This window comes from Mesorhizobium sp. B1-1-8 (assembly GCF_006442795.2).
Lineage (GTDB): Bacteria > Pseudomonadota > Alphaproteobacteria > Rhizobiales > Rhizobiaceae > Mesorhizobium.
This window is the reverse complement of the sequence record NZ_CP083956.1, coordinates 5,023,648-5,038,122: the sequence shown is the minus strand read 5'-3', so window position 1 is coordinate 5,038,122 and position 14,475 is coordinate 5,023,648. Positions and strand designations below refer to the sequence as shown.

Genomic DNA, 14,475 nt, shown 5'->3' with positions numbered 1-14,475 from the left:
GTCTTGACGATCACCATGTACGGCATCACCAACTGCGACACGATCAAGAAGGCGCGCGTCTGGCTGGAGAGCCGCGACGTCGCCTACCGCTTTCATGACTACCGGGCCGAAGGGATCGAGGCGGACAGGCTGGATGGCTGGGTCGGCAAGATCGGCTGGGAAAAGCTGCTCAACAAGGGAAGCACGACTTTTCGCGAATTGCCGGAGTCAGACAAGCAGGCGCTCGACGAGAACAAGGCCAAGGCGCTGATGCTGGCCAAGCCGACCATGATCAAGCGCCCGGTGCTGGAGATCGGCGATGACATCCTGGTTGGGTTCAAGCCGGAGGTTTATCAGGCGGCGGTTGGCGGGAAATAAAATAGGCTCGACCACTTACGTCGAGTTCCTGCGCCCCCTCTCTGTCCTGCCGGACAGAGAGGGGGCGCAGGAACTCGACGTCTCAATAATTATGCTTGGCTTCCAAATACCCCATCAACGCCACCGCATTATTATGCGCCTCTTCATGCGCGCCGTAGAGCAGCGTCACCTTGCCGTCGCGTAGCAGGCCGCGCAGTTGCGCCACGGCCTCGCCATTCGCATCCAGCTCCGTGCGGTACCGCTTCTGGAATTCCGCCCAGCGCTCCGGCTCGTGCCCGAACCATTTGCGCAGCTCGTCGCTCGGCGCGATCTCCTTCAGCCATAAGGCGAGTGCTACGTCCTTCTTGGCGACACCGCGCGGCCAGATGCGGTCGACCAGCACACGCTGGCCATCGGCCTTGTCAGGCGCTTCGTAGATGCGCTTCACCGCAATGTCGAAGGCCATGGCAACCTCCGTTGACTAAGCAATTCCAGCGGAATTTGCGTCAATAAATAAGATCCTCAGGCCCACTCGCCCTTGCGCATGACCGGCACGCGGCTGCCGTCCTTGGCCACGCCGTCAATGTCGATCTTGTCCGAGCCGATCATCCAGTCGATGTGGATAAAGCTCTTATTGCCGCCGCGCTCGGCGATCTCGGCCTGGCTGAGCGAGGCGCCGTTGACGAAGCACTTCGAATAGCATTGCCCGAGCGCGATGTGGCAGGCGGCGTTTTCGTCGAACAGCGTGTTGAAGAACAATAGTCCGCTCTTTGCGATCGGCGAGGAATGCGGCACCAGCGCCACTTCGCCCAGCCGGCGCGAACCCTCATCGGTGTCGAGCACCTTCTTCAGCACGTCCTCGCCCTTCGAGGCCTTGGCCTCGACGATCCTGCCGGCCTCGAAGCGCACCGAGATCTCGTCGATCAGCGTGCCTTGGTAAGAGAGCGGCTTGGTCGAGGAGACGTGCCCCTCGACGCGCCATGCATGCGGCGTGGTGAACACCTCCTCGGTCGGGATGTTCGGATTGCAGGTGATGCCGTTCTTGGCGGTCGAGGCGCCGCCCATCCATTCATGGCCTTCCGCCAGACCGACCGTCAGGTCGGTGCCCGGCCCGGTGAAATGCAGCGCATGGAAGTTGTGTTCGTTCAGCCATTTCGTGCGCTCGGCCAAGGCTGCATTGTGCGCCTTCCAATTGCCGATCGGATCCTCGACGTCGACCCGCGAGGCCGAGAAGATCGCTTCGGCGAGCTTCGCCACCGCGACGTCGTCGGGCTCGCCAGGGAATACCTGCTTTGCCCAGGCAAGATCGGGATAGGCGACGATGTTCCAGTTGATGTCGAAGCCGGTGATCTTTTCCAGCGCTGGCTGGTAGGCCATCGAATTCGCTTTGTTGGCGCGCGCCACCTTGGCGGGATCCTGCGCCGATAGCAGCGACGGATCCTCGCCGCGTACGGCAAGCCGCGCCGCATTATTGGAGAAGGCTTTCGCCATGCCCTCATAGAGCCAGCCGGCGGCTCGGTCGAAGCCGGCGTCGGCGCCATAGCGGAAGCGCGCCAGCGTGATCTCGTCGTCGTTGAAGATCGGCGACACCAGCCCGGCGCCGGCCTTGTAGGCGTGCTCGACGATGCGCCTGGTCAGCGGCAGCGCGGCGATCGACGAGGTCAGCACCAGGTCCTGCCCGGGCTGCAGCTGCAGCCCGACCTTGACAGCGACCTCGGCCAGCCTGTCGAGCTTCACCGGGTCGATCGTTGCTGAAACGCGCGAATGTGTGGTCATGATCCTGCCTGCCGTGATGGGGTCTGGTCCTTACATAGACCGGTGCCGCCGGCCTTTCCACCGCGATCGACTGGGCCTGTTTTCAGGCAGCGCTGTCGAGCGCCCGGAATTGCGCCATGGTCGCGGCGATCTCCTCGCGGATCCAGGCCTTGAAATCGCGCACCTTGCGGCTTTCGCCTTTCGTCTGCGAGGTCACCAGCCAGTAGCCCAGGCCGCTCTCGGCACGGACACCGAACGGAGCTACCAGCCGGCCGTCGGCCAGCGCGTCGGCGGTGAGCAACTGCCAGGCAAGCATCACGCCATGGCCGGCGATCGCCGATTCCAGGCACAGCATCGGGTCGGTGAAGCGCGCGCCCTTGAGGAAGGTGACCGGCTCGACGCCGGCCGCCTCGAACCAGCTGTCCCAGCTGATCATGGCCCGCTCGTCGGTGATGGCGCAGGTCTGCGCCAGATCCTCGATCGATTTCAGCCTGGCCGCGATCGACGGCGCGCAGACGGGGAAGACTTCCTGCGCCAGCAGCAACTCGGCCTGTCCGCCCGGCCAGTTGCCATCGCCGAGCCGGATGGCGATGTCGATGTCGGAATGGTCGAGATCGGCGATCCGCACCGAAGCATCGATGCGCAGCAGCACGTTGGGATGCCGTGCGAAATGCCGGGACAGCCTGGGCAGCAGCCATTTCGAGGCGAAGGCCGGCGCCACCGAAACCACCAGCGTGCATTCGTTCGCTTCGCCGGCCAGCGCCACCGCCTGCGCCAGCTCGCGGAAACCGGCGCTCAGCCGGGCCGTGAAAACGGTGCCGAATTCCGTCGGGACCAGTCCGCCCGGCGTGCGGTCGAACAGCGCTTGGCCGAGCTGCTTTTCCGTGCGCTTGATCTGCTGGCTGACGGCGCTGACGGAAACGTTGAGCTCGGCCGCCGCGGCGGCGAGCGATCCCAGCCGGGCGACGGTCTCCACGGCGCGCAGGCCGTTCAGATGGACGCGGTTCAGCATAGCCATTCAGTTTTTCTAAACCGGAAGGTCCGAAATCTCAATTGAAACTTGGCGCGAGCAGGCGGATTTTGGCGAGGCAAGCCCAGACTAGGAGGCAATCCGGTGAAGATTTTGTCGTTGCTGAGGGAGCTTTCCAGCACCGCGACGAGGCAGGACCGCCGCAACGATGGCGAGATTGCCCGCTGGATCGTCGATCCGCTGTCGCATCCGGTGCTCGACACCATGTCGGAGCGCGAGCTGGGCGACATGCCGTTCCGGCTGACGGCGCGCTGCACGGCCTATGAGTCGATGGGCGCGGCCGGCCGCTAAGATATTGGCCTTTTCGGCGGCGCTCCCCGTCATCCGGCCGCTTCGCGGCCACCTTCTCCCCGGCGGGGAGAAGAGGGAAGCGCCGGCGCCGACAGGCTCCTCTCCCCGCCGGGGAGAGGTCAGCCGAGCGAAGCGGAGGCTGGGTGAGGGGGCGTCTGTGCCCTGGACGTAGGCTGGCCTAACGCAAGCACATTGTCTCGCCGATCGGCGTGCCTATTGTGCACTGCAATGAACGCCGCCTCGCCCTTGCGTCTCGCCATCGCCGGCATGGTCGCCCTTGCGGTTGCCATGGGCATCGGCCGCTTCGTCTACACGCCCATCCTGCCGGGCATGATGGAGGAACTGCGCCTGACGCCGGCCGATGCCGGCTGGATCGCCTCCGCCAATTATCTCGGCTACCTTATCGGCGCGCTAGCCGCCGCCGGCGGCTGGGCGCATGGCCGCGAGCGTCTGCTGATGTATGCCGGTCTCGCCGCCAGCGCCTTGCTCGTCGGCCTGATGGGGTTCAGCGGAACGATGACCGCCTTTGTCGTCATCCGCTTCCTGGCCGGGCTGGCCAGCGCCTTCGTCATGGTGTTCATGTCGTCGATCGTCTTCAGCCATCTCGCCGCCGCCGGCCGCAACAATCTGCAGGCGCTGCATTTCGGCGGCGTCGGCCTCGGCATTGCAGGGTCCTCGGCGCTGCTGGCCGTTCTGGTCACCGCCCATGCCGGATGGGCGGCGGGCTGGCTGTGGTCGGCGGTGATTTCTGCTGCGGGGCTCGTCGCCGTCGCCATGCTGTCGGGCTCCGCCGCGCCGACGAACGGCGTCGACGGGCCCGAGCCGGCGTTGCCGAGGGACAGGTCGCTGACCAAGATGATCCTCGCTTATGGCCTGTTCGGCTTCGGCTATGTGGTGACGGCGACCTTCCTCGTCGCCATCGTTCGCCAGGGCGGCGGCGGACGCGTCTTCGAGGCAACGGTCTGGATGGTCACCGGCCTTGTCGGCTTTCCGTCGACCTGGCTCTGGCAGAAGTTTGCGGGCAGGATCGGGCTTTATGCCGCCTACGCGTTGAGCTGCTTGGTCGAGGTGGTCGGCGTCACCGCCAGCGTCGCCGTCGGCGGCTTTGCCGGGCCGCTGCTCGCCGGCGTCCTGCTCGGCGGCACCTTCATCGCCGTCACCGCGCTTGGCCTGCAAACGGCGCGGCAGCTTGCGCCGCAGGCGCCGCGCCGCATCTTCGCGATAATGACGGCCGCCTTCGGCCTTGGCCAGATCATCGGTCCGATCGCCGCCGGAATGCTCGCCCAGGCTTCAGGCAATTACGTGCTGGCCTCGATCATGGCGGCGGCGGCGTTGCTCGCCTCCGGTATTATTGCCTGGTCGGCCGCGCCAAAATCGCCATGATTGTGGTTTTGCTCGGTGCCGGGCATCGGGCATGGGCATTTTCTTTCCCGCTAATGTGTGACCTTATGCCCGCCGACCAGCAACGCCGCTGATTTGCGCTCAGACCGAGGAAACCCGCCACAGTGTTCGTATCTTTCTTCCCGCAGCCGAAGCTCTTTTTCACCTCGGCCGCCGTCTGGAGCCTTGCCGCCATCCTGTTCTGGTTCTTCGGCGGTGAGCAGTTGGGCGCTGTCATCGGCCTGCCTCCAGCGGCGGCCGGCACGCCGACCATCATCGGCATCGCTGTTTTGTGGTCGAAGCCGTTCCTGTGGTTCTACCTCTACTTTGCGGCCTGCGTGGCGATCTTCTACGCGTTCTGGAGCTGGTATGCCCCGCATCCTTGGCAGAACTGGTCGATCCTGATGACCGCCGTCATCCTGTTCTTCATCTATTTCAACGTGCAGGTTTCGGTTGCGGTCAACAACTGGTACGGGCCCTTCTTCGACTACGTGCAGGGCTTGATGTCGGGGACGACAGCGTCGACTGACTCGGAATTTTACATAGGACTAGCCGACTTCTCCTGGCTGGCGCTGGTCGGCATGAATGTGCAGGTGGTCAATGCCTTCATTGTGAGCCACTGGATCTTCCGCTGGCGCACGGCCATGAACGATTACTTCATGACGAACTGGGGCCGGCTGCGCCACATCGAGGGCGCCGCGCAGCGTATCCAGGAAGACACAATGCGCTTCTCGCAGATCATGGAGGATCTGGGCTCGACCTTCGTCCAGTCGATCATGACCCTGATTGCCTTTCTGCCGGTCTTGATTCAATTGCAGGCCCACATTACCGAGCTGCCGATCATCGGCGCGGTCCCCCAGCCTTTGGTCGTAGCCGCATTGGGCTGGTGTCTGTTCGGAACGATTTCCGTCATGGTCGCCGGTCTCAAGCTGCCGGGCCTGCAGTTCCGCAACCAACGCGTCGAGGCCGCCTATCGCAAGGAACTCGTCTACGGCGAAGACCATGCCGACCGAGCGCAGCCGGCAACGACGGCGGAACTGTTCGCCAATGTCCGCCACAATTATTTCAGGCTTTATTTCCACTATATCTATTTCAACGTCGTCCGTTACACCTATCTGCAGGCCGACAATATCTTCTCGTTGCTCATCCTGGGACCCTCGCTGGTTGCGCATAAGATCACGTTCGGCGCCCTGAACCAGATCTCGAACGCGTTCGGCAAGGTGACGAATTCGCTGCAATTCTTGCTCAATTCCTGGTCAACGATTGTCGAGCTGCAGTCCGTGCACAAACGTTTGCGTGCCTTCGAAGCGACGCTGCAGGGCGAGCCGCTGCCGGATATCGACCAGCATTATCTGGAGCGCGAGCAAGCAGGTATGCGTCCTGAAGATCAGCCAGCAAGCTAGGCGCGGCTAGTTTAGTCAGCCGCCCACGGCCGCTTGCCTTTCGCCGGCGCGTTGCCGCTCGACATAATCGCGAAAACTGATGCATTCGACGTCCGCTTTGACGCAGACTTCATCCGCGAAGCGCTCCAGCGCGTCCCAGTAGGCGCCATCGTTCATCTGGGTGAAGTGGAAGCCGAGCTCCAGCGGAATGCGCTTGCCGTTGTACTGGGCGTCGAAGGCCGCGCGGAACGCCTGGTAGGCATGATCGGCGAACTCGCCCGCCATGGCTGGCTTCTCGAAGCCGCCGGAATGGCGGACATAGAGGTTATAGTCCATCGCGATCACCGGCTTCGCGTTCGGTCCCTCCGGGATAAGCGGCAGGGCGAAGTGCGTCAGGCCGCTCTTGATCGGCGGCAGCTCTGGGCCTTTCGAAACGCCACTGGCGTCGTATTGGAAGCCGGCCTCGGGCAGCGCTTCGTAGAGCGCCTTGTTGGCCGACAGGTAAGGCGCGCGGAAACCGACAACGGCGTGGCGCGCGAAGTCGCGCCAGTCGGCCGGTTCTGGTGAGATGCCGTTGATTGCATAGGCATTTTCGAGAACGCGCCGCACAGAGCCGAATTCCGCCAGCCAATCGGCCTTGCTCCAGTCCTTGCCGTCGAAATGACCGCAGGCATGGCTACCGATGTCGTGACCTTCGGCGGCCGCGAGCCGGATCTCCTCCAGCCGGTCGGCGACCTCCTGCCTCGAGGCGGCAAAGCCGACATTGGATTTGCCGGCGGCCTTGCCGGGCCCGGCATATTGCAAGCGTGTTTCCGGCGAGAGCAGGAACACGCAGGAGAGAAAGTAGGTGAAATGCGCGCCGGTGCGCTTCGCCAACGCGCGGCTGCGTTCCCACTGCGAGATCTCGCGGGCGGCATCGAAGGAGATGAGGATGATCTGTTTGGGCGCCACCGCCACGGGCGTCGGTGGCTTCGGCGGATCGGCGAAGGCTGAACCGGCGCAGGCAAGCGAGCCGAGACAAAGCGCGACAACGCGCAACGAACGTGACATTGACAATCTGATCCCCCCTTCGGGCCGTTGCAGAGCCGGCTATCGCTCAAATGTGGCGCCGATGCGTTCCGGCCTGGCCATGGGCAGCTTGGCTCATCCGCCGATTTTCCGGGCCGCCCCCTTCCATGCCGACAAAATTTCGCTAAAACGCGGGCTCAAGAAGCGCCCCCTCCGGGGCCGCAATGGTTTTGATTGATGTCGGACGACAGTTTTATCCGCGAAGTAAACGAAGAGATTCGTCGCGATCAGGCGCAGGCGCTGTGGGACCGGTTTGGCCCGGCCATCCTCGGCCTTGCCATTCTGGTGGTGCTCGGCACCGCTGCCGTCGTCGGCTACCGCTATTGGGACGAGACCCGCGCCAACCGCTCGGGCGATGCCTTCTCGCAGGCCCTCAAGCTTGCCAGTGACGGCAAGAACGACGAAGCGATCGCCGCATTCGATCAGCTGGAGAAGGATGGCTACGGCGCCTATCCGCTGCTCGCCCGTATGCGCGCCGCGACCGTCAAGGCCGACAAGGGCGAGGTCGACGCCGCCGTCAAGGATTTCGACGAGGTCGCTGCCGACACCGCCATTCCCGCCGGCATCCGCGACATGGCGCGGCTCAGGGCAGCGCTGCTGCTTGTCGACCGTGGGTCCTTCGCCGATGTTTCCAGCCGCGTCGAGGCGCTGACCGCCGACACCAATCCGCTGCGCCACGCCGCGCGCGAGGCGCTCGGCCTTGCCGCCTGGAAGGAAGGCAAGTCGCAGGATGCGTTGAAATTGTTCGACCAGATCGCTTCGGATGACGGCGCCCCGCGCAACTCACGCCAGCGGGCGCAGCTGATGTCCGAACTGATCCGCGGTTCGGGCAGCGCGTCGTGACCCCGGATGTCATTCAAGGTAGCCATCATCGGCCGGCCTAACGTCGGCAAATCGACTCTTTTCAATCGGCTGGTGGGAAGGAAGCTGGCGCTTGTCGACGACACGCCGGGCGTGACGCGAGACCGTCGCGTCCACGCCGCCAAGCTTTACGATCTACATTTCGACGTCATCGACACCGCCGGCTTCGAGGACGCGGCCGCCTCGACGCTGCCCGGCCGCATGCGCCAGCAGACCGAGATCGCCATCCGCGAGGCGGACCTGATCTTCTTCACCGTCGATGCCAAATCCGGCTTGATGCCGGACGACCGCACCTTCGCCGAAATCGTGCGCAAGTCCGGCAAGCCGGTCGTGCTGGTCGCCAACAAGGCGGAAGCGCGTGGCGCTCAAGGGGGGATGCTGGAGGCCTGGGAACTCGGCCTCGGCGAGCCGATCCCGGTCTCGGCCGAGCATGGCCAGGGCTTGCCCGATCTGCGCGACGCGGTGATCGCCGCCCTTGGCGAGGAGCGCGCCTTCGGCGAGGACGAGGAAGAAGCGAGCGACGAGCTTGCGGTGAGCGAAGTGCTGGTCGGCGAGGATATCGCCGATCCCGACGCCGAGCCCGCCTATGACGACACCAAGCCGCTGCGCATCGCCGTCGTCGGCCGCCCCAATGCCGGCAAGTCGACGCTGATCAACGCGCTGATCGGCGAGGAGCGGCTGCTGACCGGCCCTGAGGCCGGCATCACCCGCGATTCGATCTCCGTCGACTGGGACTGGCGCGGTCGGCGCATAAAGCTGTTCGACACCGCCGGCATGCGGCGCAAGGCCAGGATCCACGAAAAGCTGGAGGCGATGTCGGTGCAGGACGGGCTGCGCGCCATCCGCTTCGCCGAGATCGTCATCATCGTGCTCGACGCCACCATTCCCTTCGAGAAGCAAGACCTGCAGATCGCCGACCTGATCATCCGCGAGGGCCGCGCGCCGGTGATCGCTTTCAACAAATGGGACCTGATCGACAACCCGCAGGAGCTTCTGGCCGAGCTGCGCGAAAAAACCGGGCGGCTGCTGCCGCAGGTACGCGGCATCCAGGCGGTGACGGTCTCGGCCGAGACCGGGCGCGGCCTCGACAGGCTGATGGAATCAGTCATCAGGACGCACAAGGTGTGGAACAGCCGGGTCTCGACCGGCAAGCTCAACCGCTGGCTGGAAGGCATCCTGGCGCATCATCCGCCGCCCGCCGTCGCCGGCCGCCGGCTGAAGATCAAATATGTCACCCAGGCCAAGACCCGCCCGCCGGGCTTCGTCGTTTCCTGCTCGCGGCCGGACGCCATGCCGCAATCCTATGTTCGCTATCTGTCGAACAGCCTGCGCGAGGCCTTCGACATGCCGGGCGTGCCGATCCGCATGGCGCTGCGCACCTCGGACAATCCGTTCGCGGGTAGGGCGAAGAAGCGCTGAGGCTTTGGGATCGGCGGCGCCCCCTCCGGTCGTCATCCGAGGGCGAAGCGAAGCGGAGACCCTAGGATCCATGCCGTGACGTCAGGGCGCTGCTAGGTGCAGAATTCTGCTCCGCTGCTTTCCTCGCGCGAGGCAACGGCATGGATCCTACTTGTTTAGTCCCGGCATTTGATGGATTGGATCGAGTCTGAACCGCTCAGGCTCTTTTTTCCAGACATTGCAGATGAACTCGAAGGGAGTGATGCCCTTGAGGGTCTTCAGTCGCCGGCCGAAATTGTAGGCTGCGACGAAGTCGTTGAGTTGCTGTCGCAATTGGTCGTGATCGTCGTAGTGGAAGCGCTTGACGGTCGCGTCCTTGATGGTGCGGTTCATTCGCTCGACCTGGCCGTTGGTCCAGGGATGCTTCACCTTGGTGGTACGATGCTCGGTGCCGTTGTCGCGGCAGGTGCGCCCGAAGATGTGCTCCATGGCGGTGCGGTCCTGCTCGCGGTTTTTGAACTGGACGCCGTTGTCGGTGAGGATCGTGTGGATCTGGTAGGGAACTGCCTGGATGAGGTGGCGCAGGAACTCGGCCGCGATCATTTTTGTGGCCCGCGTGTGGAGTTCGACGTAGGTGAACTTGCAGGTTCGGTCGATGGCCACGAAGAGATATAGCTTGCCCTCGGCGGTCTGCACCTCGGCGATGTCGATGTGGAAATAGCCAATCGGATAGGCCTTGAACTTCTTCTTGGGCTGCTTGTCGCCTTCAACCTCGGGCAATCTCGAAATGCCATGACGCTGCAGACAGCGATGCAATGACGAGCGCGTCAGGTTCGGGATCGTTGGCTGCAGCGCATAGAGACAATCATCCAGGGGCAACAGCGTATGCCGGCGGAAAGCGACGATGACAGCCTCTTCCTCGATCGACAGCACCGTCGACTTCGGGGCTTTGGGACCAGTCGGCAGATCAGCGACCGAAGTTCGCCCCTTCCATTTGGCAACCGTCTTCGGATCGATCCCGTAGCGCTTGGACAGCTTCCTCAGGCTCTCTTGACTATTTTGTATTGCTCGACGGATTGCCTCTGTCGTCGTGGCGCGCCCATGCAGAACCTGGCCCATAGTGCCTCCTTCCAATCGGGGGAAAATAATGAACCATTAAAGCCTGGGATGAAACACCTAGGGTCTGCGCGCGTCGCTTCGCTCCTTGCTTCGCCCTAGGATGACGAACTCGATAGGCGTCGGCCAAGAGACTAAGCAACCTCTGGCAGCTTCTCCTTCATCTCAGCATCCTCCGGCAGCGCCTCCAGCGCCGCCTGTAAAAGAATATCCGCCAGCCGCCTCGCCACCGGATCTAGCTCGGCGTCCTTCCGATACAACTGAAGCGCCAGTTTCGGCAGGGCCGGCAGCCCAAGCGAGCCCGGCGCGATCGGCCGGACGTTGGCAGGCAGACCGATATCGGTGCGGATCGTCAGCCCAAGCCCCGCCGCGACAGCTGCCCAGATGCCGCCGAGGCTGGGGCTTGAGAAGGCCATGCGCCAGGCGAGGCCGGCGCGGTCGAGCGTCTCGGTCGCCACCGTGCGCAGCAGGCAGGGCGCTTCGAACACCACCAGCGGCAACGCTTCGCCGCCACGCGAGCCGATCTCGATCGGCTTGGCCGGGCCGATCCAGCGCGTCTGCACGTCGGCGACATGGCGGCTGTAGGGCAGGACCGCGCCGTCGTTCCAGGCGAGCGCAATGTCGAGACTGCCCGCCATGATCCGTTCGGTAAGCTCGTGGCTGCGCGCGATCCGCGCCTCGATTCTCACTTTGGGATGCGTGCGGGCGAAGCGGCCGAGCACTTCCGGCAGCACCGCCTCGCCGAAATCCTCCTGCAGGCCGAGCCGCACCCAGCCCTCCAACTCGACGTCGCGGATGGCGGAGGCCGCCTCGTCATTGAGCTCCATCAGCCGCCGCGCGTAGCCGAGCATGGTTTCGCCGGCTTCCGTCAGCGCCAGGCCGCGCCCCGCCTTGCGGAAGATCGGTGTCGCCGCCTGCTCCTCCAGCTTCTTCAATTGCGCGCTGACGGCCGAGGTCGAGCGACCGAGCCTGTCAGCAGCCCTGGCGAAGCTGCCCAGCTCCATGCCGGTGACGAAGGTCCGTAGGACATCGAGGTCGAAGGTCACGCGCCGCATATGATAATCCCACTTTTCGGGATTGTTCATCAAAAACTTCCTGATTTTATGGACGAAGTTATGGCGATAAACCGTGGCCGTCAAGCCGGGCAACTGGCGCCATGGGAACCGTATCATGTCCATTATCGCCACATGCAACGACGGCCAATCTCCGGATAAAGCCGTAGCTGTCGGCTCCGCCGGCAGGACCTTTGGGCCCAATCACCGCTGGAAGGTTCTGGGCATCGGCGTCGCCAGCAATGCCGCCTTTAGCGCCACCTTTGCCGGCATACCGGCAACGGCGGTGCTGATGCGTCAGGGCTATCATCTCGACAATGCCGCGCTCGGCCTGGCGCTCGGCCTTCTCGGTCTCGGCGTCGCCTTGAGCGAGTTGCCCTGGGGCGTGCTCACCGATCGATGGGGCGACCGCCGCGTGCTTCTGACCGGGCTCGGCGCAACGGCGGCGTGGCTTTTGATCATGGCATTGCTCGTCGTACCGACGAAGGCTGCCATTCCCGGTGTCACGCTGCTCTCGGCAAGCCTGCTCCTCACCGGTCTGCTCGGCGGCAGCGTCAACGGCTCCAGCGGCCGCGCCATCATGGGCTGGTTCCGCGAAGGCGAGCGCGGCTTTGCCATGAGCATCAGGCAGACGGCGGTGCCGTTCGGCGGCGGCCTCGGCGCGCTCGTCTTGCCGTCGCTTGCCTCGGCTTGCGGCTTCGCCGCCGTCTTCGGCCTGCTTGCCGTCGTCTCCGCTTTGTCTGCCTTTTTCGCTTGGCGCTGGCTGCACGAGCCGCCGGCCGAAGGCGGGGGCCTCGCTGCGGCTGCTGTGACGAATGGTCCGCCGCCACTGCGCAACATCGAGGTCTGGCGCCTCTCGGCGGCCATCGGCCTGCTCTGCTTCCCGCAGGTGGCTGTGCTAACCTTCGCTTCCGTCTTCCTGCACGATTTCGCTGGCATGGGCACATGGGTGACAAGCGCAACGCTTGTCGCCGTGCAGACCGGCGCCATGGTGATGCGCGTCTGGAGCGGCCGCTTCACCGACCGCCATGGCAACCGCCGTCCGTTCCTGAGGCTATGCAGCCTGCTCAGCGCGCTGGCCTTTGCGACCCTCTGGCTGCTGGTGCTCGCCGCCAGCGCGCACCCGGCGCTGCTGCCGATGCTTCCCTTCATGGTGGTCGTCGCCGGCATCTGCGTCTCGGCCTGGCATGGCGTCGCCTATACCGAACTCGCTACGCTGGCCGGCGCCGGCCATGTCGGCACCGCGCTCAGCCTGGGCAACAGTTTCGTCTTTCTCAGCTTCTGTCTGGTGCCGATCGCCATTCCCTGGCTTTTGCTTTTCTGCGCATGGCCGGGCGTGTGGTTTGCGGCCGCCATCTGCGCGGCGGTCGCCTGGCCGACCTTCCTTCGGCGGGCCTGATTTTTCGCCGGCTTTCTGCGTAAGCAGGAAGCCGGCTCGCTTCAACATAAAATAAACACGATCGATGCCGTTAACCCACCATCAAGGTTAATGCATCATTTTGGCTCTCCAGTCGGGTCAGTAGCGTTCCTGGAGAGTTCCGTGCATCGACGCGTTTTGAAGCGGCTTTTGGCCGCCGCCGGTGAGAAGAAACGTTCTGTCCTTCCTCCTGTGCTACTTGGCCTCGGCATCTGGGTCGGCTTTCCCTCGGTGGTCGCCTATCAGGATATGACGAGCCTGATTTCCGGCCTGGAGCAGCCCAACGCCCGCTGGAACGCCTATGTCGAAAAATCCGCCGCCGGCTCGGTGCATGCCGCCGAAATGCCGTTCGTCGATTCCGCCTCCACCGGCTCGCTCTCCGGCTCCGGCGTGAAGCTGCCCGGTGTCGGCGCGGTCGCCTTTCGCGGCAAGGGCAATGTCGCCGGTGCTACACCCGATGAGGACCGCGTCATGCGCGCCGATAAGAAGGGCCGCATCATCCAGGTCTCGCCTGTCGCGCCGCCGAAGAATTTCAGCGCCGGCTCGATCTTCGAGCGGACGTCCTCGCTGCTTCGCCCGAGCATGGACAGCGGCCTGAAGCTCGCTTTCGCCAGGCCGCAGATCAAGGGCAAGGAAGTGCAGATCGCCCAGGCCTTCCACATCCGCGAAGACAAGAAGCCCGATCCCGGCGTGCCGGCCGCCCTTGCCGCGCTCGTCAACAACGACAGGCCGGATATCCTCGCCACCGCCTATGCCCAGTCGGCGCCCGACTATGCGAAAGCTTCGCCCTTCGAGGCGCTGCTGCAGGACGAAGATCCCAGCAACGGCCGCTTCATCCCGCCGATGGGCAAGGGCGACCATGCGTGGATGCAGAACCCGCTGCCGGCGAGCGTTTTCTCGATGCCGGAACAGGCATGCCTCGCCAAGGGGATCTATTTCGAGGCGCGCAGCGAGCCTGTTCGTGGCCAGGCCGCGGTCGCGCAGGTGATCCTCAACCGCGTCCGCAATCCGGCCTATCCCAAGACGATCTGCGGTGTCGTCTATCAGAACGACAACTGGTTCAACCGCTGCCAGTTCTCCTTCGCCTGCGACGGCCGCAAGAAGCGTATCGACGATCCGGAAGCGTACAAGACCGCCCAGGATGTCGCCATGGCGGTGACCGCCGGCAAGATCTTCATTCCCGAGGTCGGCTCCTCGACGCATTACTACGCCAATTATGTCCATCCCGGCTGGGCGCGCGCCATGCAGCGCATGACCAGGATCGGCCTGCACATCTTCTACCGCACCTATGGCGGCGGCTGGAGCTGAGCGCTCGGGCGCTGCCTCCGGCCGGGCTCTTCGCGGTTTCCTGCATGCGCCGGTCGGTGCGCCCCGCCGCGCGGATTCGTC

The 14,475-nt window shown here is 64.2% G+C and carries 14 protein-coding genes; 8 read left to right on the top strand and 6 right to left on the bottom strand.

What is annotated here, in order from left to right; translation table 11 throughout:
- Positions 1-3 precede the first annotated feature (3 nt).
- Positions 4-357 (top strand): ArsC family reductase, encoded by a 354-nt coding sequence (locus FJ974_RS24810; RefSeq protein WP_140533229.1) that lies wholly within the window; start codon positions 4-6, stop codon positions 355-357.
- Between the two features lie 82 nt (positions 358-439).
- Here FJ974_RS24810 and FJ974_RS24805 read toward each other — a convergent pair whose 3' ends face one another.
- The 3 genes from FJ974_RS24805 to FJ974_RS24795 all read right to left on the bottom strand — a co-directional run bounded on the left by FJ974_RS24805 (position 440) and on the right by FJ974_RS24795 (position 3,109).
- Entirely contained in the window at positions 440-802 is a 363-nt protein-coding gene (locus FJ974_RS24805) for a DUF488 domain-containing protein (RefSeq protein ID WP_140533230.1), read from the bottom strand.
- Positions 803-858: 56 nt separating this feature from the next.
- The gene (locus FJ974_RS24800; RefSeq protein ID WP_140533231.1) at positions 859-2,112 is read right to left on the bottom strand and encodes an aminopeptidase; all 1,254 of its coding nucleotides are present in this window, start codon (positions 2,110-2,112) and stop codon (positions 859-861) included.
- An 82-nt stretch (positions 2,113-2,194) separates the two neighbouring features.
- The gene (locus tag FJ974_RS24795) at positions 2,195-3,109 is read right to left on the bottom strand and encodes a LysR substrate-binding domain-containing protein (protein ID WP_140533232.1); all 915 of its coding nucleotides are present in this window, start codon (positions 3,107-3,109) and stop codon (positions 2,195-2,197) included.
- Between the two features lie 96 nt (positions 3,110-3,205).
- Between FJ974_RS24795 and FJ974_RS24790 the strand changes: the two genes are divergently transcribed.
- The 3 genes from FJ974_RS24790 (at position 3,206) to sbmA (ending at position 6,195) form a co-directional block, all read left to right on the top strand.
- Positions 3,206-3,412: a hypothetical protein gene (locus FJ974_RS24790; protein WP_140533233.1), complete on the top strand. Its 207-nt coding sequence runs from the start codon at positions 3,206-3,208 to the stop codon at positions 3,410-3,412.
- Positions 3,413-3,640: 228 nt separating this feature from the next.
- On the top strand, positions 3,641-4,795 hold the full coding sequence (locus tag FJ974_RS24785; RefSeq protein WP_140533234.1) for a YbfB/YjiJ family MFS transporter: 1,155 nt from the start codon (positions 3,641-3,643) through the stop codon (positions 4,793-4,795).
- Positions 4,796-4,917: 122 nt separating this feature from the next.
- Positions 4,918-6,195 (top strand): peptide antibiotic transporter SbmA, encoded by a 1,278-nt coding sequence (gene sbmA, locus FJ974_RS24780; protein WP_140533235.1) that lies wholly within the window; start codon positions 4,918-4,920, stop codon positions 6,193-6,195.
- Positions 6,196-6,210: 15 nt separating this feature from the next.
- Here sbmA and FJ974_RS24775 read toward each other — a convergent pair whose 3' ends face one another.
- Positions 6,211-7,236, bottom strand: a complete 1,026-nt coding sequence (locus tag FJ974_RS24775) for a polysaccharide deacetylase family protein (protein ID WP_413468366.1) — start codon at positions 7,234-7,236, stop codon at positions 6,211-6,213.
- Positions 7,237-7,419: 183 nt separating this feature from the next.
- On the opposite strand from FJ974_RS24775, the gene FJ974_RS24770 reads away from it, so the two are divergent.
- Together FJ974_RS24770 and der are read left to right on the top strand one after the other, a co-directional pair.
- The gene (locus FJ974_RS24770; RefSeq protein ID WP_140533237.1) at positions 7,420-8,085 is read left to right on the top strand and encodes a tetratricopeptide repeat protein; all 666 of its coding nucleotides are present in this window, start codon (positions 7,420-7,422) and stop codon (positions 8,083-8,085) included.
- A gap of 6 nt (positions 8,086-8,091) precedes the next feature.
- Entirely contained in the window at positions 8,092-9,522 is a 1,431-nt protein-coding gene (gene der / locus FJ974_RS24765; RefSeq protein ID WP_140533238.1) for a ribosome biogenesis GTPase Der, read from the top strand.
- A 147-nt stretch (positions 9,523-9,669) separates the two neighbouring features.
- Here the strand turns inward: der and FJ974_RS24760 are convergent, their stop codons facing one another.
- Together FJ974_RS24760 and FJ974_RS24755 are read right to left on the bottom strand one after the other, a co-directional pair.
- Positions 9,670-10,620 carry an IS481 family transposase gene (locus FJ974_RS24760; RefSeq protein ID WP_226891378.1) on the bottom strand — a complete coding sequence of 317 codons (951 nt, stop codon included), beginning with the start codon at positions 10,618-10,620 and terminating at the stop codon, positions 9,670-9,672.
- Between the two features lie 131 nt (positions 10,621-10,751).
- Positions 10,752-11,672 (bottom strand): LysR substrate-binding domain-containing protein, encoded by a 921-nt coding sequence (locus FJ974_RS24755; RefSeq protein ID WP_140538637.1) that lies wholly within the window; start codon positions 11,670-11,672, stop codon positions 10,752-10,754.
- A 115-nt stretch (positions 11,673-11,787) separates the two neighbouring features.
- On the opposite strand from FJ974_RS24755, the gene FJ974_RS24750 reads away from it, so the two are divergent.
- Positions 11,788-13,068, top strand: coding sequence for an MFS transporter (locus tag FJ974_RS24750; RefSeq protein WP_140538631.1), 1,281 nt, complete (start codon positions 11,788-11,790; stop codon positions 13,066-13,068).
- Positions 13,069-13,209: 141 nt separating this feature from the next.
- Positions 13,210-14,394 carry a cell wall hydrolase gene (locus FJ974_RS24745; protein ID WP_140538630.1) on the top strand — a complete coding sequence of 395 codons (1,185 nt, stop codon included), beginning with the start codon at positions 13,210-13,212 and terminating at the stop codon, positions 14,392-14,394.
- The last annotated feature ends 81 nt before the right edge of the window (positions 14,395-14,475 follow it).